This window comes from Pseudomonas sp. FG36 (assembly GCF_057809275.1).
In genome coordinates, this window is the sequence record NZ_JBMDJQ010000042.1 from 24576 (window position 1) to 43471 (window position 18896).

Consider the following 18896-nt stretch of genomic DNA (forward strand, 5'->3'; position numbering starts at 1 on the left):
TACATCACCAAGGAGAACTACATGCTGATACTCACCCGCAAGGTTGGCGAAAGCATCGTCATCGACGATGACATCAAAGTCACCATTCTGGGCGTCAAGGGGATGCAAGTGAGGATCGGTATCGATGCACCGAAAGATGTCCAGGTGCACCGTGAAGAGATCTACAAGCGGATCCAGGCCGGCAGCCCCGCGCCCGAGAAAAGCAACGACGAGTAACCCGCAAGCCAACCGCATCATGCCGCACGGATGCGCCTGATCGATTGCCCGCCCATGCGGGGAGCCTCTCCTGAACCTCAGGTGCCCAGCAATTCGCGCACCGTGGCGATCATCCGGTCCATGTCGAATGGCTTGTCGAACACCGCCGCGAACTTCCCGGGGCAGGCCCGGCCCTGGCTGGCCTGGGCGCCGCTCATGAGAATGACCGGCAGGTCCGCCAGTTGCAGCTCTTCGCGTATGGCCTGCAGCAGTTCCTCGCCGTTGAGCACCGGCATCATGTAGTCGGTGATCACCAGGTCCACGCGCTTTTCCTTCAAGGCCTCCAGGGCCTTGCGCCCGTTGCTCGCCTTTTCAACCAGGTAGCCTTCGTCCTCCAGGGCAAAACCGAGGATATCGGCAATCAGGTACTCGTCGTCGACGATCAGGATGCTGTTCATCCCATCAGCGATCTCCCGGCGGTGTCGCCGAGCCACTGAGCACGCCACTGGCACCGTCGAACGCCCGTGCCAGGCTGATGCCATGAGGCCCCAGATTCAGTGCCTGCAAAGCAGGGTCGTGGTCGCTGTCGCGCACCTTGATCACCGACAGGGCACGGTGCAGTTGCGCGTCGAGCTCGGCGAAGCGCATCAGTATCAGGTTGTCGACAATGCTCGACAGGTCGGGGGCCGGCGCGGTGATTTCCGAGCCGAAGATGTCACGCATCTCCCAGGTCAGCAGCACCGTCACACCACGGGCGCGCAGCTCACCGGTCAGCGCGCGGAAGAAGGCATTCAGGCGGGCAGGCTCCAGTGCCAGGCGACCGAAGGCTCCAAGGCTGTCGATTACCACGCGCCTGGCACCGAGCGCTTCGACCTGCGCCAACAGCTGGGCGCCGAGTTGGTCCAGCAGGCCTTCGGTGGTCGATTGCCAGCTCAGTTGCACGCTGCCTTCACGCTCGAGTGCCGGCAGGTCGAAGCCCAGCGCGCAAGCCTTCAAGCGCAACCGCGCCGGCGTCTCGTAGAAACCGAAGTGCAGGCCCGGCGCAGCCTTGGTCGAAGCGGCCAGGAACGCGATGCCCAGCGCGGTCTTGCCTACGCCCGATGGCCCCATCAGCAGGGTCACCGACGCCTCGGCCAGTCCGCCGCCGAGCATGGTATCGAGGTCGGCAACACCCGTGGCGACCCGGCTCAGGGTTTGCGCTCCTGCCTGGCTGGGGCGACTGTACAGCGACTCCAGGCGCGGGTAGACCTGCAACCCCGCCTCCGTGATCAGGCATTCGTGGCGCCCGGACAACGCACCACTGCCGCGCGTCTTGCGCAACTGGACATGGCGCACCGCCGTGCTGCCAACCAGGTGCTCGCCAAGTTCGATAACACCATCGACCATGGTGTGCTCGGGGCTACCCTCGTCCAGCCGCGCACTGGTCAGCAGCAGCAGCGTGCAGCCGGCGAACGCCGCATGCCCCTGCAGTTCAGAGACGAATTTCTTGGTGTCGAGGCTGGTTTCCGCCCTGGAGCGGGCGTTGAGCAGCCCGTCGACGATCAGCAGGGTGGCCTGCTGCCGGGCAATTTCCTGGCGCAACAGCCTGACCACCGCGTCCAGGCCGTCCTGCTCGAGGGTGTCGAATGCGCTGACGAACTGGATGGTGTCGCCCACCAGCGCCGCGTCGAAGAAGCTCAGGGTCGACAGGTACTGGAACAGCCGTTCATGGGACTCGCTGAGCAAGGTCGCCACCAGGACCCGCCCCCCCTCACGCACATGGTTGCACGCCAGCTGATTGGCCAGGATGGTCTTGCCCGAGCCGGGATGCCCCTGAACGATATAAGAGGCGCCGACCACCAGCCCACCTTTGAGCAGCGCATCGAGCCCCTCGATGCCCGTGGCCAGTCGCTTCAGTTGCTCTACCATGGCTGTCTATCCGTCGGTCGAAAGCGAATCGGGGCCCGTCCGGGCTGGCAGGTACAAGCTCATGCAGGTGCCCTTGCCAAGCCGGCTGGACACCTCGATCATGCCATTGCTCTGCCGGGCGAAGCCATAGGCCTGACTCAGGCCAAGGCCAGTGCCCTTGCCAAAGGCCTTGGTGGTGAAGAACGGCTCGAAGATCCGTGGCAGCACCTGCGGGTCGATGCCCTGGCCGTCATCACGTACATCGAAGCGCACGAAGCTCCCATACAGCCCATCCACTTCGCCGGACAACTGCACACTTTCGACCACCAGACGGATCTGCCCGGTGGCGGCAATGGCGTCGCGGGCGTTGAACACCAGGTTCAGCAAGACCATCTGCAACTGCCCGGCGTCCACCTCGATCAGCGGCAAGTCAGGCTGCACCTGGGGTAGCAATTCGATTTCCCGGGGCAATGCGTGCTCCGCCAGCCCACAAATGATATCGATCGCCTCGGCAGGCACGATGCGCGTGATGCTGAGTTGCCGATGCCGGGCAAAGCTGAGCAGTTGCTGAGTCAGCTGGGTGCCGCGCTGGCCAGCATCGAGGATATGCTCCAGCAAGCGCCTCACCCGTGCCGGATCCTGGCTGCTGCTGGCAAGCCGCGCAGAGCTGAGGATGATGGTCAGCAGGTTGTTAAAGTCATGGGCCAGGCCCCCGGTGAGTTGCCCCAGGGCCTCGAGCTTTTGCGCCTGGAACAGTTGCGCACGCATGGCATCGAGCTGCAGGGCCGACTCGCGACGATCAGTGATGTCGCGGGTGACCTTGGCCAGGCCGATGACCTCGCCTTGTGCGTCGCGAATCACATCCAGCGCCGCCAGCGCCCAGAACTGCGTGCCGTCCTTGCGCACGCGCCAGCCTTCGTCCTGCGCCTTGCCTTCTTCGAGTGCCTGGCGCAGCAAGCGTTGCGGGCGGCCGTCGGCACAATCCTGGGCGGTGAAGAACAGCGAAAAATGCTGGCCGATGATCTCATCGGCATCGTAGCCCTTGATCCGCTGCGCGCCAGCGTTCCAGGACACCACATGGCCGGTTGGGTCGAGCATATAGATGGCGTAGTCCACCACCGCCTGAACCAACTGCTCGTAGCGTGCCTCTGGCATCACCGAATGAGTGGGGCGGTCTGTCGAAACCATGCGAGCTCCACAAGCACCGCGAAAGGACATATTGAGCGTAGTCAAAAGTCCAGCCTGCACTGCACCTTATACGACGATCGTCAGCGCTCGCGCTCCACCACGGTCGGCACCAGCTTGCGCGGCATCGCCACCTTGAGCAGCCACACCCCCACCAACAGGATCAGCGCTGCGCCTGCAAAGGCGAGCAAGCGCCTGGGCTGCGCAGCCTCCTGGTCGAAGCCGAGCATCAGCAGGTAACCACCCAGGCTGATGAAGCCCGCATACAGGAACGCCGCCAGCAGGCAGACCAGCAGGAACAGCAGGCGCCAGAACACCTTCGGGCGGATACGCCGCGATGCGTCCGGACCAGGGGGAAGCGATGACATGGCAACAGGCCTGGTTGGATCCAATGCGCGACAGTGGCGCAATGGCAGCATCCTGTCAATTGAACTATAGTGCCCGCGCCCCGGATCCCACAGGAACCATCATGACCTCCAATCTTCGCATGCAAGGGCTGCAGGACGACCTGATGCGCAGCGCCAGCGAACTCGATGAACTGAGCCAGGCGCTGGACGGCCATGTCCGTTACCTGCGTCATTCGATTCATCAAGCCGATGCGCACGCCATGGGTGGGCACGTCGATGACCTGCGCTATAGCGCCTGTGAAATGCGCGATATCGCGCGTGCTATCGAACCCTGAACATTAGGCTGGTTGACGCTTCTATAACAATGGGTTATAAAGCGCGCCTGATTGTCTGGGCCAGGCTGCCCTGCGGCGCGCCAGCCAATCGTGCGAGTGTGGTGGAATTGGTATACACAGCAGACTTAAAATCTGTCGGCGTGAGCCTTGCGGGTTCGAGTCCCGCCACTCGCACCATCTTCTGTCGATGAAGGCGCCCTTGCGGCGCCTTTTTCGTACCCGCCGGAAATCCGCCGCGCAGCTGCTAGAGTGGAACCTGTCCCTGTTCACTGGAGCGCCGCCATGCGCTATAGCCTGCTCGACGGTCAACGCGACTTCATTCTGCTGCTCGCCCGCATCCTGCTGATGATCCTGTTCGTGCTCTCCGGCTGGAGCAAGCTGACCGGGTTCGAAGGCACAGTCGGCTACATGACCTCCCTGGGCGCCCCCGCCCCGATGCTGGCTGCGGCCATCGCCGTGATCATGGAGCTGCTGGTCGGCATCCTGTTGATCCTGGGTTTCTACACCCGCCCCCTGGCCCTGCTGTTCGCCCTGTTCGTACTCGGCACCGCGCTGATCGGGCATCCGTTCTGGAACATGGTCGAACCCGAACGCAGCGCCAACATGACCCAGTTCCTGAAGAACCTCAGCATTATTGGCGGCTTGCTGCTGCTGGCCGTCAGCGGTGCCGGGCGGTTCTCCCTCGACCGCCGCTGAGCACCCGCGTCGACATCAGTCGTCGCAGTCGTCGTGCCAGGCCGGGTGGTCCTCTTCGTCATCGAAGTCGTCGAGTGACTCTTCGTCCTCCTCGACTTCGTCAAGAGCCCCGTAGGCATCCGCCTCGGGGTCGTAGCCCTCGTGGAATTCTGGGTCGAGCAGATGGTCGTGCTCAGGTTCGTGCAGATCGTCTTCGTCGTGCATCACAGGCTCCGGTAACAACGGCAGGCCTGTATAGGCGTATTGGTGCATGGGGTCAATCCTCATGGCACTTAACCCCGGCTTAACCGACCAGGCGCACAGTACAGGCTCTCCCTTCAAAAACGTTCTTTGCCCGCCGCCCTGGCGGGCTTTTTTTGCCTGGACCTTCCTCGCCCGATGAACCGAGAGCCCTTTCAGGGCTCGCATGCGGTGCGGGATCTTTATCATCAAGGAGGTTTCCAGCATGACCGTGAACATCGACAACCTGATCATCACCACCCCAGTGGCGAAGTCATCCAGCAACCCAGTGGCGCTGGAATTGACCGGCGCCCAGGCACTCGCCACCCTGCCCCAGGTAATCAGCCGCCTGGCCGATGGCGCCGTGCACATGAACGCACCGACAAAAGGGGCGGCGAGCAAGAGCACCCATCGCACCCGCTGCGAGTGGAAGGAAGCGGTCTATTGGACGCTGGCCAGCGCCGGCCGGCATGTCAATCACCAACGCATGATGCTGGAGCGGGTCAACTCGGCACAGAAGGTGGTGATCGCGCAAATGCATGTAAAAGATGACGACAGCCCCGCGATCAAGGTGTTCTGGAACAAAGGGAAGATCACCCTCGGTTTTCGTCAGGACTTCAACCAGGTGACACCGACCAGCAGCACCGTCCTGTCCGATGTGCCGCTGGGCATGCCTTTCGACATCACCATCGAGGTCACTGCGGCAGGCGCCGCCACGGTGTCGGCCGCCTGCACCGGGCGCACCGGCAGCAGCGGGATGCTGAAAATGGCCGCGAGCTGGAATGGGCGAACGTTCAACTTCCATGGCGGCGTCTACAACCAGGTGGATTTCAGTGACAGCACGCCCCCAACGGACGCTTCGACCTGTGTGATCAGCCAGCTCGATTTGTTTCACCGCCAGGTCGATACATTCATCTGAATGCAATAAATCAAGGCATAGTGCCATCATCTCAGGTAGGATTTCGCCGCCTTGCCTTGGACTGCGAGGTAAATCACTGAAACGCCTAGGAATCCGCAATGCAATTTGCTCGTCATCTGATCGCCGCCAGCCTCATCGCCCTGACCACTGGGTGCGCCAGTGGCCTGAACTCCGTGCAGGAACAGGAACTCGGCTACTACCGTGCGCAGAATCTCGAAGTGAGGGAGAAAAGCCCAGGTACTGCAGCAGCCCTCGGCCTGCTGCCCGGTGGTGGTTCATTCTACGGCCGTGCCTATGGCTATGGCGTCGCCAACCTGCTGCTGTGGCCTATCTCGATCTTCTGGGACCCAGTCAGTGGCTACAACGCCGCCGAATCGATCAACTACCAAGCCACCCGCGTTCACGTCTCGCGCATGAAGAAAAGCCAGATGGACGCGCTCGACACCAAGTTGATCTCGGAAGAAATCGATCCCAAGCACTACGCATTGGAAAGACGCAAGATCGATGAAAAATTCAGTAACGGTTACTAAGCCCTTCTAGCTGTGGCCTTCACGAAATTCTGACATTCGAGAAGGCAGACTGGCCTGGCTTCGATACGTTCTGTTCAACCCGCCGATCTGGCGGGTTTTCTTTTTTCTGGGCTTTTCTTTCTTCAGGCCTCGGTCGTTGACAACATTTTCACGTCTGCTGTGGCAAGTTGACGACTCATCCGTGAAACACTTGGCCCGCCCTCCCCAGCGGGCCTTTCTTTGCGTGCAGCGCAAGCCCCGCGCGAGATCTAAGCTTCACCTGCGTATGCAGGAGAGGCTTGCGATGTGCGGAAGGCTCAGCCAGTACCGTGGCATCCACGAATTCGTCGAAACGCTCGGCATGCCGGATGCGTGGCGGAACGCCGTGGGCGACGGGACATTGCTGCGCTACAACGTCGCCCCCGGCACGCCCGTGGCGTTACTGCGCAGGGAGGCTGGCGGCCTCAGGGCCGACCTGGTGAAATGGGGCTGGCGCCCACACTGGGCCACGGGCCCTGTCACGCCGATCAATGCCAGGGCCGAGAAGGTCGCCCATGGACCCTACTTTCGCTCGATCTGGCCCCACCGCGCCGTCGTGCCCGTGGATGGCTGGTTCGAATGGGTCGATGAGGGCGCGGCAAAGAAACAGCCCTATTTCATCCGCCGCCGCGATGGTCACCCTGCCCTCTGCGCGGCTATCGGCGAATTTTCCGGCAATGAACGCAACGGCTTCGTCATCATCACTGCCGACGCCCAAGGCGGCATGGTCGATGTGCACGACCGGAGGCCAGTGGTGCTGTCAACGCAGTTGGCCGGGGCGTGGATGGCGCTCGACCTGCCCAGCGAAGCTGCCGAACAGATGGCCCTGAGCCTGGGCGAACCGGCTGAGCGCTTCGAGTGGTATCGGGTCGGCATGGCAGTGGGAAATGCACGCAACCAGGGCGCCGAGCTCATCCAGCCGCTACCATGAATGACTTGCACGCTGACTCATGGAGCAAGTCAACCATCGGCTCGAAAACCGCCAGCGTCGTGCGAAAGATTTCGTAACACTTACTCACCACCCACTCCATGAAACCGAATGGGATCGATGCTGTCCGATTGCCATCGGTAGCCGCAGAGGTCACCTCGAGGTGTCGTCGGACAACCCCGGTGCATCCTCGATCAACCCGGCTTACCGGCGCGCGCACCTCGCCTGCGAGGATGCCGCCCTTATTTTTCAAGGCTGAATGAGCGAACCATGAAACAGAATATTCTCCTCGTCGCCGTCTGTGCCGCCCTGCTTCAGGCCTGCACCCCGGCTTCCACCTCCCATGAAGGATCGCCTTCCATGCCGGCCACCACCGCGTCTGCCGCAGCCCAGCCCGAGCTCTCGGCCTACTACTGGGACCTGGCATCGGCCAGCGATGCAGCCGGCAAGCCTATCGCCGCCCTGGCCACAAGCAACGAGCGCAAGTTGCGCCTGAATTTCGGTGACCAGCGCCTGAACATCAGCGGAGGCTGCAACAACCAGTTCGGTGGCTACAGCTTCCAGAACGGTGTCCTGAAAGTGCAGCAACTGGCTTCGACCATGATGGCCTGCGACAAGCGCCTGATGGACCTGGATGCCGAGATCGGACGCCACTTGAAAGGTGATCTGCGCGCAGTCTTCAGCGGCGAAACCCATGCACCCGTGCTGCAATTGACCACCCAGGACGGCTCGGTACTGAAGTTCCAGGGCGAAGCCACCCCGGAGACCCGCTACGGCAGCAAGGGCGAGATCAAGTTCCTGGAAGTGGCCGCCAAAACCGTCAAGTGCAGCCATCCACTGATCCCCAACTACCAGTGCCTGCAAGTGCGCGAGCGTCGCTATGACGACGCCGGCCTGCAGCTGGCGACCCAGGACAGCTGGCACCCGCTGTACCAGTCCATCGAGGGCTTCGAGCACCGTGACGGCGTGCGCACCGTGCTGCGCGTGAAGCAATACGAATGGAAGAACCCGCCGGCCGACGCCTCGTCGCAGGTCTATGTGCTGGACCTGGTGGTCGAGCAGGACGCTTCGGGCAAGTAATTGCCAGTCGGCGCAGGCCGCCCTGCGGCGGCCTGTGCCTGGAACCGACGGCGACCGTGAAACGGCTCAGGTAAGCGCCGCGTTGACCTGCGCACTGTCGACGTATTGCTCCATGCTGACGATCTTGCCGTTGTTCAGCCGGTACAGATGGGCAAAGGTAGCGGTCATCGCCTTCCCGGTCTTGCGATAGGCGCCCGAATAGACGCCAAAGGCGGCAACCCGGTCGTGCTCGGCCACATAGGTATGCACCTTGGCCTGGTAGCCATCCCATTCGGTGGCCAGGCGATGAAACACACCATCCATGATCGCCTGTGGGCCGACATAGGTACCGGCATAAGAGAAGCCGGCCGCCTCGGTCCAGGTCACGTCCGCAGCCAGCGCCGCCAGCAGATTCCGGCCATTCTGTTCGGCTGAGCCTTCGTACGAGGCTCGGATGATGTCCAGGTTGCTCCTGCTCATGGTTTTACCCCCACGTTCAGCTCGCGAATGAAAGCCTGAGGATCTGAAAAGATAGCGCTGGCAGGTAACAACTGCATGGCGTCGTCCGCTTGTTGCAGAACGAATGTCGGCACGCCTCGACCGCCCACGCGACGCAACAAAGCACGCCCCTGCCCCACACGATCATCGTTGGCCTGCAGCAAGGCCGAATCCGGACGCGCCAGCCGCTGCGCGGCGGCATCCAGACCCAAGTCCGCCAGCACTGCTGTCAACGTCTCCAGTCGAGTCACGTCCAGGCCATCGACATAGCGCGCCGCCTGAATCGCCTTGAGCGCTTCGAACTCGTGCTCTGGCGAAGTCAGGTTCACTGCGCTGAGCGCCAGGGTAGACGGACCACTGTCGAACGCCTGGAGACGGTCGGCGAGTACCTGGTCGCGATAGCGTTCAGTGAAGGTTTGCCCGGTCAGGCGCTCGATACGCTGGTCGTTGCTCCAGGCGTAGGCCGCAAAGTCATCATCCATGGCGCGAGCACCGCTGCCGGAAAACAGCCCCGTCGGTATCAGGCGCAGCGCAAGGCCCGTGGATTCGAGGACCTGAGGCAGCGGTCCCCCTGCACCGTAGCACCAGCCGCACAGTGGATCGTAGAGGTAAACCAGGGTCTTGTTCATAGCGAAACGCCTTGAATGGAATGCCTCGAATCTTATAGACCGCGAATTGACATTTAAACGCATACAAAATAAACACGCTGTATGTTATTTGCATACATTAAGGACATATCAATGACCGGCGCTTCCAGCCTGAACAGGCTTGCGTACTTCACCGCGGTGGTCGAAACCGGCTCCTTCACCGCCGCTGCCGAGCGCCTCGGCATCACCAAGGCCGTGGTCAGCCAGCAGGTAGCGCGACTGGAAAGCGACTGCCGCACCACACTGCTGGTTCGCAGCACGCGGAAAGTCCGCACGACCGAGGCGGGCCAACAGTTCTATAACCGCTGTGCATTGATCCTCAAAGAAGCTGAAGAGGCTTTCGAGGAATTGTCCGAAGCCGCCAGCGAGCCGACGGGCACCCTACGCCTGACCGCCCCTTTCGATTACGGCATCGGTGTCGTGGTGCCGGCCATCACCGCATTCTCGCAGCGATATCCGCAGTGCAAGGTCGAGGCACACTTCAGCGACCAGACCCTGGATCTGGGCGCCAACGATCTGGACCTTTCCATTCGTGTTGGATGGATTACCGAGCAACATCTGCAGGCACGGCGAATCGGCGAGTTTGCGCAACGGTTGGTGGCCGGCCCTCAGTGGCAAGCGCGAGTGGACAAACTGCAGGCCCCGGCGGATCTGGCCGAGTTGCCGATCGTGGCGAACCTGGCGTTGCGAGAACCGACCCGTTGGCTATTTGCCAAGGGTGCCTCACAGCGCGAAACAGTGGAGATGAAAGCCAGCCTGTCGCTCAACGCCACCTTGGCAGTGCGCGAAGCCACGCTACTGGGGGCCGGGCTATCGGTCCTTCCGGACTATGTGGCTGAACCAGACCTGCAAGCAGGCCGGCTGATCGAAGTGCTGCCGCAGTGGTCGCTGCCCCGAGGCGAGATCCATGCGGTCTTTCCTACTGCCCGCTTTCGACCGGTCAAGGTGCGGGCGTTTGTCGAGCTTCTGGCAAGCCGCCTGGCTTAGGGTCTGTACGAAGTATGTCTGCGCGAAGGCCAGACAAGGCGAAACGAGGGGAGCAAGCGCAGTGTACTGGGATACATGAGCATTCCGAGCCCCGTTTCAACGCAGTATGGGCGAGTGCAGATACATTTCGTATAGAGCCTAATTAGACGGCGCAGACCATCAGGTCAACGAACAATTCGCAGGCATAAAAAAACCGCAGACCTGGATCTGCGGGGTTTTGAATGGTGGAGACCGAGGCCGGAATCCAACCGACGTAGATGGACTTTTCTCTTAACTGCTTGAAGAGATCAAGTTTTCACAGAGTCTGCGAAGGTGCCTTTCCAGGTTGCTCAAGGCTGGAATCGCGTGGCGCACGCGTGGCATAGCCAAGTGCGGCGCCATTCTTCCAGCTTGTCGTACTGCGCAACGTTGAACTTCCAGTGGCGCACAAATCCGATCACGCCGATGGTGGCGAGCGTGGCTCCGATGAAGAACCTGGTCCAGTCGACACCCCAGTAAGTGTTAATCAGCTTGAGACCATCGTAGAGGATGATGATACCTACTCCGGTCATGATCACAGGACCCAACAGGCGTTTGCCCGGGGGCGGACCTACGCTAGCAGCCAAATCGGTCTGATGCCGACCAGTCGTTTCGACCGTGACAGGACCATAGCTGGAGTTGGTCTGGTGAGTTGCTTGAATGCGAGTGGTACCAGCAGCGTGAATCACGGATAGCAGCTGGACATTTTGGCCTTGGCAATGCGGGCAGCAGATGGCGTTGTTGCTCACCACGTAATCATTCCTTTGAGGGGTGAAAAGCGGCCATTCTAAGGCAATTGCATACAGCAGGGCACTCAAAAAAAGGGATCACCGAGCGCGTTTACCGTCGAGTCGAGCGATCGCCAAGCCTTCCAAGTGATCCAGTTTTGGGACTGCGTGTAATTTGTTTTGGGACTTCGGAAGTTTCCGGCGCGCAAATAAAAACCCCGCAGACCTAGATCTGCGGGGTTTCGAATAGTGGAGGCCGAGGTCGGAATCGAACCGGCGTAGACGGATTTGCAATCCGGAGCATAACCACTTTGCTACTCGGCCTCAAAGTCGGAGTCAGCTTTCGCTATCTCCTTGAAACCGCTGGGCTTTTTCAAGTCAGCTGCGTTTCGATGGACGCCATTATGTCGGCATTCGATGGACCTTGCAACCCCCTTGAAGAAAAAAATCTTCAAGGGGTTCAAGGTGTTAGCGCAGACGCCCGAGTTTGCTCCACAAGCCGACCAGGGTGTTCTCCACTGCCCCGCTGGCGGCCACACCGATGCGCTCCTGCAGGCTCTTGCGCTCGGCGAAGCGCAGGTGGAACACGTTGGCCTCGCGGGCGCTGCGGCTCAGGTATTCGTCGCTGGTGCCCAGCTCGTCGACCAGCTGGCGATTGAGCGCGGCAATGCCGAGCCAGACCTCGCCGGTCGCCACCTCGTCTATATGAAGCTGCGGGCGGTAGCGGGCGACGAAATCCTTGAACAGCTGGTGGGTGATGTCCAGGTCTTCCTGAAACTTCTCCCGCCCCTTCTCGGTGTTCTCGCCGAACACGGTCAGGGTGCGCTTGTATTCGCCGGCGGTGAGCACCTCGAAATCGATGTCATGCTTCTTCAACAGGCGATTGAGGTTGGGCATCTGCGCCACCACGCCGATCGAGCCCAGCACGGCGAACGGCGCACTGACGATCTTCTCGCCGATACAGGCCATCATGTAGCCGCCGCTGGCGGCGACCTTGTCGATGCAGATGGTCAGCGGGATGCCGGCCTCGCGGATGCGCGCCAGCTGCGAGGCCGCCAGGCCATAGCTGTGCACCATGCCACCGCCGCTCTCCAGGCGCAGCACCACCTCGTCACGCGGGGTGGCCAGGGTCAGCAGCGCGGTGATCTCGTTGCGCAGGCTCTCGGTGGCCGAAGCCTTGATGTCGCCATCGAAATCGAGGACGAACACCCGGCGCTTGTCCTCAGGCTTTTTCTTCTGCTGTTTTTCCGCCTTGGCCTGCTGCTTGCGCACAGCCTTGAGCTGGGCCTTGTCGAGCAGGCCCGACTCCAGGCGCTCGCGCAGCTCCTTGTAGAACTCGTTGAGGCGGGTGACCTGCAATTGCCCGCCCGGCTTGCGCCGCCCTTTGCCACGCAGGCCGGCGATGGCCGACAGCACCACCAGGATGGCGATCACCAGGGTGGCGGTTTTGGCGAGAAAGCTTGCGTATTCGGCAAGAAACTCCACATTGACTCCTTGATAAACCAGCGCCGCAAGGGCGCGAACTGGATGCAAGCATACCGGGGCGCCAGAGCCGCTGCCAGCGGGTGAAAATGCTGGCAACACAGTTCAAACGACCTTTTCAAACGCTTGTATGTTTTTTCGTTGACAGCCCGCCTGGGGCAACCTAACCTCGCAGCAACCTCCAACCGGGCCGGACTTCAACGTGGGCAATCTCTACCTGATCCGACATGGCCAAGCCTCCTTTGGTGCCGCCGACTACGACGTGCTGTCGCCTGTGGGCGAACGTCAGAGCCAGGCGCTGGGTGAACACCTCGCCCAACTGGGCCTGCGCCTGGACCGCTGCGTGGCCGGTACCTTGCGTCGCCAGCAGGACACCGCCCGCCTGGCCCTGGACGCACTGCATGCCCATGGCAACCCGGTGCCGGCCATTGAGACCGACGCGGCCTTCAACGAGTTCGACGCCGATGGCGTGATCCGCGCCCTGCTCCCGCGCCTGCTGCCTGAAGAGCCTGAAGCCCTGCATGTACTGCGCAACGGTGCCCAGCACCGCAGCGAATTCCAGCGCCTGTTCGCCCTGATGGTGCAGCGCTGGCACGATGGCGATCACGACCACGACGACCGCCTGGAAACCTGGCAGTCCTTCACTGGCCGGGTCGGCGGCGGCCTGGAGCGCCTGCTCGACAGCGCCGCCAGCGGCGACAACATCGCCCTGTTCACTTCCGGCGGCACCATCGCCGCCCTGCTCCACCTGGTAAGCGGAATCACGCCGGCTCAGGCATTCACCCTGAACTGGCAGATCATCAACACGTCGCTCAGCCACCTGAAGTTCCGTGGCCGCGACGTCACCCTGGCTTCCTTCAACAGCCAAGCCCATGTGCGGCTGTTGCGGTTGCCGGAGCTCGTCACCTACCGATGAGCCCGGTCTGTTGTGTCCTTGCGGACGCGAATATCACTTAACAAGGAATACACCATGAGCGATGTAGCTAAAGCCGTCGAGGCGATGAAGGCAAAATTCAACCCTGCAGCTGCCGCCGGCCTGGACCTGGTGTTCGGCTTCAACATCACCGACGAAGACAAGCACTACGCCCTGCTGGTCAAGGACGGTACCTGCGAGATCCAGGAAGGCGAGAACGCCGACGCCAACTGCACCCTGGTAATGGACAGCGAAACCCTCAAGGGCATCGTCAGCGGTGACACCGACGGCATGCAGGCCTTCATGGGCGGCAAGCTGCGCGTCGAAGGCGACATGATGCTGTCGATGAAACTCAGCGAGCTGTTCCCGGCCTGATTGGCGCGGTAGATCGCCAATGATAAAGACCGAAGCCTGATGCGCTTCGGTTTTTTTTCGCCCGCGCAAAGCCGGTCCATCAGGGCCATTGATCGGCCGGCAACACCCAGGCCAATAAGCGTCTGGCACGCTTGTACCAGCTCCGACAGGAAATTAGATTAGCCAATAGTCCTTGCTATCGATCATAAGGAAATCGCATGACGCTCACCGACCAGTCCACCCAGGTACGCCCCGGCGAAGAACTCGACGCGGCCGTCATCGATCCGTACCTCAAGGGTCATATACCTGGCCTGCAAGGCAGCCCGACCATTAGCCAGTTTCCAGGTGGAGCCTCTAACCTCACCTACCTGGTGGCCTACCCGGGCAAGGAATTCGTCCTGCGCCGCCCGCCATTCGGCCACAAGGCCAAGTCGGCCCACGACATGGGCCGCGAGTTCCGTATTCTCAACCAGCTCAATGCCGGTTTCCCCTATTGCCCCAAGGCCTACGTGCACTGCACCGATGAAGCGCTGATCGGCGGCGAGTTCTACGTGATGGAGCGGGTCAACGGCATCATCCTGCGCTCGGACATCCCCGCCGAGCTCGACCTGGACGCCGGCCGCACCGAAGCGCTGTGCAAAAGCTTCATCGATCGCCTGGTCGAGCTGCACCAGGTGGACTACCAGGCGTGCGGCCTGGCCGACCTGGGCAAACCGGAAGGTTATGTGCAGCGCCAGATCGAAGGCTGGGCCAGCCGCTATGAAAAAGCCCTGACCCCCGACGCACCGCGCTGGGAGCAGGTGATCGCCTGGCTGCGCGAGAAGATGCCCGCCGACCACCCGCGCCCAGGCATCGTGCATAACGACTACCGCTTCGACAATGTCATCCTCGACAGCACCAACCCGATGCGCATCATCGGCGTGCTGGACTGGGAAATGGCCACCATCGGCGATCCGCTGATGGACCTGGGCAACAGCCTGGCCTACTGGATCGAGGCCGGCGACCCTGCGCCAGTACAGCTGATGCGTCGCCAGCCGAGCAATGCGCCGGGCATGCTGACCCGCCAGCAGTTTGTCGACTACTACGCCGAGCGCGCTGGCATTCGCATCGACAATTTCGACTTCTATTACTGCTACGGCCTGTTCCGCCTGGCCGGCATCGTCCAGCAGATCTACTACCGCTTCTTCCACGGCCAGACCCAGGACAAACGTTTCGCCCAGTTCATCCACATGAACAAGCTGTTGGAGCACATGAGCCTGCAACTGATCGGCAAATCCAGCCTGTAACCCGGCCCACAACAAGGAATACCCGAATGTCCAAGACCCACCTCTTCGACCTCGACGGCAAGATCGCCTTCGTTTCCGGTGCCAGCCGTGGCATCGGTGAAGCCATTGCCCACCTGCTGGCCCAGCAGGGCGCCCATGTAATCGTCTCCAGCCGCAAGCTCGACGGCTGCCAGCAAGTGGCCGAGGCGATCGTCGCCGCCGGCGGCAAGGCCACCGCGGTGGCCTGCCATATCGGTGAGATGGAGCAGATCCAGCAGGTGTTCGCCGGCATCCGCGAACAGTTCGGGCGCCTCGACATCCTGGTCAACAACGCCGCCACCAACCCGCAGTTCTGCAACGTGCTGGATACCGACCTGGGTGCTTTCCAGAAGACCGTCGACGTCAATATCCGCGGTTACTTCTTCATGTCGGTGGAAGCCGGCAAGCTGATGCGCGAGCACGGCGGTGGCAGCATCATCAATGTGGCCTCGATCAACGGAGTGTCACCGGGGCTGTTCCAGGGCATCTACTCGGTGACCAAGGCGGCCGTGATCAACATGACCAAGGTGTTTGCCAAGGAGTGCGCGCAGTTCGGCATCCGCTGCAACGCCCTGCTGCCAGGGCTGACCGACACCAAGTTCGCCTCGGCGCTGGTGAAGAACGACAGTATCCGCAATGCCGCGTTGCAGCAGATCCCGCTCAAGCGCGTGGCCGACCCGAGCGAGATGGCCGGGGCGGTGCTGTACCTGGCCAGCGACGCCTCCAGCTATACCACCGGCACCGCGCTCAATGTGGACGGCGGGTTCCTGTCCTGACGGTGCCCCAGGCCTGACTGGCTTGTGGGAGCCGGCTTGCTCCCACAAAGCTTGCTGCCTAGACCTTTATCGCCTGCAACGTGTAGCTCAGCGGTAGCCGCCATGGCGCCTCGATCAGGCGCCACTCGCCGTCATCGCCCAACGCCATCTGCCCAGGCAAGGCCTCCCAGGGAATGCTCTGGTGCTCCTCCAGGGCGGTGATGCGCAGGCCGCTACGCAACAGCGCGGTGATCACCTCACCGAGGCCATGGTTCCACTCATGGGTTTCGGTCTGCGTCAGGGCCTGCTCGGTGTCGACGTAGGTCTGGTCGCTGATCCACACGGTCGGCGCCTCGCGCTCGAAGTACGGATACTCCAGCTGCAAGCGGTCCTCATGGTCTTCGTTGACCGCCATCAGCATCGGATGGCCATCGCGCAGGAACAGGCGTCCGCCCGGCTTGAGCAATGCCGCCACTGCCTGCGCCCAGCGCTCGATACTCGGCAGCCAGCACAACGCGCCGATGCCGGTGTAGACCAGATCGAAACTATCGGCAGGCAGCACCTGCGCCGTCTGGTAGACGTCCGCTTCGACATAGGCGATGCCAGCGCCGCAACGTTCGGCCAGGTCACGCGCCTGGGCCAGCGAGGCGGCAGAGAAGTCCAGGCCACAGACATCCGCCCCCAGGCGCGCCAGCGACAAGGTGTCGGTACCGATATGGCATTGCAGGTGCACCGCGCGCAGGCCATGGATATCGCCCAGGCGCGGCAGGTCGAAACGCACCACCTCGGACAGGTGGCCGGGTTCGGCGACAAAGCGTTCGACCTCGTAGTCCTTCGAGGCGGCGTGCAGTGGCGCCCGTTCATTCCAACTGGCGCGGTTGAGTTCCAGTGATCGGCTCATGCGGTGCATCCCTGTCCTGAATGGGTCAGGCGCCACGTTAACCGGTGCCGTCGAGCGCGACAACCGCGCTGTCAACCTGAAGTTGACAGCTCAGGTATACTGACTGCCTCGTCCACGCCCAAGGATCCAGCACCCATGACGGAAAACAGCTTCGCCTTTCGCCTCAAGGAACTGCTCGAACACCACAAGCTGACCCTGCAGGCGGTGGGCACGGCCTTGGGGATCTCGCGCACGGCGGTGCACAAGTGGACCCGCGGTGGCGAGATCGACTACGCCAACCTGCGCAAGCTGGCCGACCTGCTCAAGGTCAACTGGATCTGGTTGCGCTACGGCGAAGAGGCCCTGCACAGCGTGCAGCAGGCCGAGGTGGTCGAGCTGCCGATGACCGACGTGCGCCGCCGCTACACCGCCGAGATCATGGAGAGCGAGACACGCATGAAGCTGGCCCAGGAGGGTGCGCGCATCGTCACCTGGGAATGGAACCTGGTCACCGACGAAGTGACCTACTCGCCCAACGTCGAGGCGGTGTATGGCTGGCCACTACGGCGCAACGAGGACTTCTGGGAACACATCCACCCCGAGGACGCCAGCCACATGCAGGGCATGTATGCCCAGGCCGTGGCAGACGGCACCGGCTGCGAGTGCGATTTTCGCATCACCCGCCCCGACGGCGACCAACGCTGGATCGCCTCGCGCGCCACGGTGCTCAGCGACAGTGCCGGGCGCCCGGTGAAGATGCTCGGCATCAGCATGGACAACACCGAGCGCAAGGTGGCCGAAGAGGAATTGCGCCAGAGCGAGGCGCGCTTTCGCACCATCTTCGAACTGGCCTGGGGCGCGCTGGCCTACATCGACCCGGATGGCAGCTGGCAGCGGGTCAACGGCAGCCTTTGCGAACTGCTGGGTTACCGTGAGGACGAGTTGTACGGCACGACGTTCCAGCAGCTCACCCACCCCGACGACCTGCCGGACAATCTGGCGCTGCTGCGGCGCATGCTGGCCGGCGAGATTGAACGATACGAAGTGCAGAAGCGAGTGCGCCACAAGGACGGGCACTACCTCTGGGTGCGGGCACGCACCTCGCTGGAGCGCCGCGCCGACGGGCAGCCGGAACATCTGATCAGCGTGTTCGAGGACATCGGCGCCGAACGCGAGGCAAGCCCGCGTTCTATCTGATACCTGCCCAGCGCCGAGCCTGGCAGGTGCGGGTGAAGGTCAGCGCTTGACGCCGTGCTGGATGACAATCGAGTCGGTGCCCAGCTTGGCCATCACCTCGGCCTTGCGCGCATCGGCCTCGACCTTGGCCGGGAACGGCCCCATCAGCACCACCGGCTTGCCGTCGCGGTACTCGACCCAGGACGGGATGCCCTTTTCGATCAGGCGTGCGGTCATGTCGGTCAGGGCGCCCATGTTCGGCCCCTGGATCACCTCGACATCCCAACCTTCCGGCGCCGGCTGGTCGGCCAGCGCCTCGGCGCGGCGCTGCAGATCGGCGCCACCGCAGACTTCGCGGATACGCAGGTTGTTGCCGGTCTCGTCGATGAGAATCTCGTACTGACCGTCGTGCTTGATCGCCACGTAGCTGCGATAAGCCTCGTACTGACCGGCATCATCCTTGCCGCGCACCTGGCCGCAGATGGAGCCCTGGGTGTCGAAGCGCACGTTGGCGAACTTGGCCGTCTTGGGGTTGTTCAGGTGTTCGGCCACCTGCTTGTGCACGCCTTCGACCTCGTTGTTACAGCCCGCCAGGGCCAACACCGCCATTACCACCGCCAGTTTGCGCACGCCTGTACCTCCAGATTCGAAGGGGCGGATTCTAGCATGAGCGAACCGCTCGGCCGCAGGGATGAGGCGAAGGTGGAAAGTTGCAGCGTATGTCAGCGCCCATGGAACGGCGGAAAGCAAAAAGGGCGATCCTTTCGGATCGCCCTCTTCTGATTTGGTAGGCACAATTGGACTCGAACCAACGACCCCCACCATGTCAAGGTGGT

General features: G+C 62.1%; 24 protein-coding genes and 2 tRNA genes. 14 read left to right on the forward strand and 12 right to left on the reverse strand.

All coding sequences use genetic code 11. The annotated features are described in order from the left end of the window. Window positions 1-21 precede the first annotated feature (21 nt). The gene (gene csrA, locus ACODS9_RS23520; protein ID WP_023628788.1) at window positions 22-216 is read left to right on the forward strand and encodes a carbon storage regulator CsrA; all 195 of its coding nucleotides are present in this window, start codon (window positions 22-24) and stop codon (window positions 214-216) included. A gap of 77 nt (window positions 217-293) precedes the next feature. On the opposite strand, the gene ACODS9_RS23525 is transcribed toward csrA, so the two are convergent. The 4 genes from ACODS9_RS23525 to ACODS9_RS23540 all read right to left on the reverse strand — a co-directional run bounded on the left by ACODS9_RS23525 (window position 294) and on the right by ACODS9_RS23540 (window position 3635). Further along, the gene (locus tag ACODS9_RS23525; protein WP_046856207.1) at window positions 294-653 is read right to left on the reverse strand and encodes a response regulator; all 360 of its coding nucleotides are present in this window, start codon (window positions 651-653) and stop codon (window positions 294-296) included. Between the two features lie 4 nt (window positions 654-657). Continuing rightward, window positions 658-2103: an ATPase domain-containing protein gene (locus tag ACODS9_RS23530; RefSeq protein ID WP_046856208.1), complete on the reverse strand. Its 1446-nt coding sequence runs from the start codon at window positions 2101-2103 to the stop codon at window positions 658-660. Between the two features lie 6 nt (window positions 2104-2109). After that, window positions 2110-3270: a two-component system sensor histidine kinase NtrB gene (locus tag ACODS9_RS23535; RefSeq protein WP_401105972.1), complete on the reverse strand. Its 1161-nt coding sequence runs from the start codon at window positions 3268-3270 to the stop codon at window positions 2110-2112. Window positions 3271-3350: 80 nt separating this feature from the next. Next, window positions 3351-3635, reverse strand: a complete 285-nt coding sequence (locus ACODS9_RS23540; RefSeq protein WP_489094884.1) for a hypothetical protein — start codon at window positions 3633-3635, stop codon at window positions 3351-3353. A gap of 101 nt (window positions 3636-3736) precedes the next feature. Here ACODS9_RS23540 and ACODS9_RS23545 point away from each other — a divergent pair, with 101 nt between their 5' ends. The 3 genes from ACODS9_RS23545 to ACODS9_RS23555 all read left to right on the forward strand — a co-directional run bounded on the left by ACODS9_RS23545 (window position 3737) and on the right by ACODS9_RS23555 (window position 4645). Next, the gene (locus ACODS9_RS23545; RefSeq protein ID WP_489094885.1) at window positions 3737-3949 is read left to right on the forward strand and encodes a hypothetical protein; all 213 of its coding nucleotides are present in this window, start codon (window positions 3737-3739) and stop codon (window positions 3947-3949) included. 92 nt (window positions 3950-4041) lie between these two features. Further along, window positions 4042-4126, forward strand: a tRNA-Leu gene (locus tag ACODS9_RS23550). Between the two features lie 105 nt (window positions 4127-4231). Further along, on the forward strand, window positions 4232-4645 hold the full coding sequence (locus tag ACODS9_RS23555; RefSeq protein WP_102683315.1) for a DoxX family protein: 414 nt from the start codon (window positions 4232-4234) through the stop codon (window positions 4643-4645). 15 nt (window positions 4646-4660) lie between these two features. Here the strand turns inward: ACODS9_RS23555 and ACODS9_RS23560 are convergent, their stop codons facing one another. Beyond that, a complete protein-coding gene (locus ACODS9_RS23560) occupies window positions 4661-4849 on the reverse strand; it encodes a hypothetical protein (RefSeq protein ID WP_046857840.1) in 189 nt (62 codons plus the stop codon). Between the two features lie 241 nt (window positions 4850-5090). Here ACODS9_RS23560 and ACODS9_RS23565 point away from each other — a divergent pair, with 241 nt between their 5' ends. From ACODS9_RS23565 to ACODS9_RS23580, 4 genes are all read left to right on the forward strand, one after another. Continuing rightward, entirely contained in the window at window positions 5091-5783 is a 693-nt protein-coding gene (locus ACODS9_RS23565) for a polysaccharide lyase family 7 protein (RefSeq protein WP_489094886.1), read from the forward strand. 98 nt (window positions 5784-5881) lie between these two features. Further along, the gene (locus ACODS9_RS23570; RefSeq protein WP_401105966.1) at window positions 5882-6313 is read left to right on the forward strand and encodes a hypothetical protein; all 432 of its coding nucleotides are present in this window, start codon (window positions 5882-5884) and stop codon (window positions 6311-6313) included. 283 nt (window positions 6314-6596) lie between these two features. Next, window positions 6597-7262 (forward strand): SOS response-associated peptidase, encoded by a 666-nt coding sequence (locus ACODS9_RS23575; RefSeq protein ID WP_489094887.1) that lies wholly within the window; start codon window positions 6597-6599, stop codon window positions 7260-7262. Between the two features lie 267 nt (window positions 7263-7529). Beyond that, entirely contained in the window at window positions 7530-8339 is an 810-nt protein-coding gene (locus ACODS9_RS23580) for a DUF4377 domain-containing protein (protein WP_489094888.1), read from the forward strand. A 66-nt stretch (window positions 8340-8405) separates the two neighbouring features. Here the strand turns inward: ACODS9_RS23580 and ACODS9_RS23585 are convergent, their stop codons facing one another. After that, window positions 8406-8798: a nuclear transport factor 2 family protein gene (locus ACODS9_RS23585; RefSeq protein ID WP_489094889.1), complete on the reverse strand. Its 393-nt coding sequence runs from the start codon at window positions 8796-8798 to the stop codon at window positions 8406-8408. Further along, window positions 8795-9445 carry a DsbA family protein gene (locus ACODS9_RS23590; protein ID WP_489094890.1) on the reverse strand — a complete coding sequence of 217 codons (651 nt, stop codon included), beginning with the start codon at window positions 9443-9445 and terminating at the stop codon, window positions 8795-8797. The genes ACODS9_RS23585 and ACODS9_RS23590 overlap by 4 nt, the downstream gene beginning before the upstream one ends. Window positions 9446-9556: 111 nt before the next feature. On the opposite strand from ACODS9_RS23590, the gene ACODS9_RS23595 reads away from it, so the two are divergent. Further along, entirely contained in the window at window positions 9557-10450 is an 894-nt protein-coding gene (locus ACODS9_RS23595; RefSeq protein WP_489094891.1) for a LysR family transcriptional regulator, read from the forward strand. 329 nt (window positions 10451-10779) lie between these two features. Here the strand turns inward: ACODS9_RS23595 and ACODS9_RS23600 are convergent, their stop codons facing one another. The 3 genes from ACODS9_RS23600 to sohB all read right to left on the reverse strand — a co-directional run bounded on the left by ACODS9_RS23600 (window position 10780) and on the right by sohB (window position 12681). Further along, window positions 10780-11217: a hypothetical protein gene (locus tag ACODS9_RS23600; protein WP_156177633.1), complete on the reverse strand. Its 438-nt coding sequence runs from the start codon at window positions 11215-11217 to the stop codon at window positions 10780-10782. A 229-nt stretch (window positions 11218-11446) separates the two neighbouring features. After that, window positions 11447-11520: transfer RNA gene (locus ACODS9_RS23605), tRNA-Cys, on the reverse strand. Window positions 11521-11664: 144 nt separating this feature from the next. Next, window positions 11665-12681: a protease SohB gene (gene sohB / locus ACODS9_RS23610; RefSeq protein ID WP_094010465.1), complete on the reverse strand. Its 1017-nt coding sequence runs from the start codon at window positions 12679-12681 to the stop codon at window positions 11665-11667. 199 nt (window positions 12682-12880) lie between these two features. Between sohB and ACODS9_RS23615 the strand changes: the two genes are divergently transcribed. The 4 genes from ACODS9_RS23615 to ACODS9_RS23630 all read left to right on the forward strand — a co-directional run bounded on the left by ACODS9_RS23615 (window position 12881) and on the right by ACODS9_RS23630 (window position 16025). Continuing rightward, window positions 12881-13594, forward strand: a complete 714-nt coding sequence (locus ACODS9_RS23615) for a histidine phosphatase family protein (protein WP_489094892.1) — start codon at window positions 12881-12883, stop codon at window positions 13592-13594. A 54-nt stretch (window positions 13595-13648) separates the two neighbouring features. After that, complete coding sequence (locus ACODS9_RS23620) at window positions 13649-13966, forward strand: SCP2 sterol-binding domain-containing protein (RefSeq protein WP_023630010.1); 318 nt, start codon at window positions 13649-13651, stop codon at window positions 13964-13966. A 197-nt stretch (window positions 13967-14163) separates the two neighbouring features. Beyond that, window positions 14164-15231: a phosphotransferase family protein gene (locus tag ACODS9_RS23625; protein ID WP_489094893.1), complete on the forward strand. Its 1068-nt coding sequence runs from the start codon at window positions 14164-14166 to the stop codon at window positions 15229-15231. A gap of 26 nt (window positions 15232-15257) precedes the next feature. Beyond that, on the forward strand, window positions 15258-16025 hold the full coding sequence (locus ACODS9_RS23630) for an SDR family oxidoreductase (RefSeq protein WP_046856224.1): 768 nt from the start codon (window positions 15258-15260) through the stop codon (window positions 16023-16025). 58 nt (window positions 16026-16083) lie between these two features. Here ACODS9_RS23630 and ACODS9_RS23635 read toward each other — a convergent pair whose 3' ends face one another. Beyond that, window positions 16084-16905, reverse strand: coding sequence for a class I SAM-dependent methyltransferase (locus ACODS9_RS23635; protein ID WP_489094894.1), 822 nt, complete (start codon window positions 16903-16905; stop codon window positions 16084-16086). Between the two features lie 135 nt (window positions 16906-17040). Between ACODS9_RS23635 and ACODS9_RS23640 the strand changes: the two genes are divergently transcribed. Further along, window positions 17041-18081, forward strand: coding sequence for a helix-turn-helix domain-containing protein (locus ACODS9_RS23640; protein WP_046856225.1), 1041 nt, complete (start codon window positions 17041-17043; stop codon window positions 18079-18081). A gap of 39 nt (window positions 18082-18120) precedes the next feature. On the opposite strand, the gene ACODS9_RS23645 is transcribed toward ACODS9_RS23640, so the two are convergent. After that, the gene (locus ACODS9_RS23645; protein ID WP_367856500.1) at window positions 18121-18690 is read right to left on the reverse strand and encodes an SPOR domain-containing protein; all 570 of its coding nucleotides are present in this window, start codon (window positions 18688-18690) and stop codon (window positions 18121-18123) included. Window positions 18691-18896: the final 206 nt, after the last annotated feature.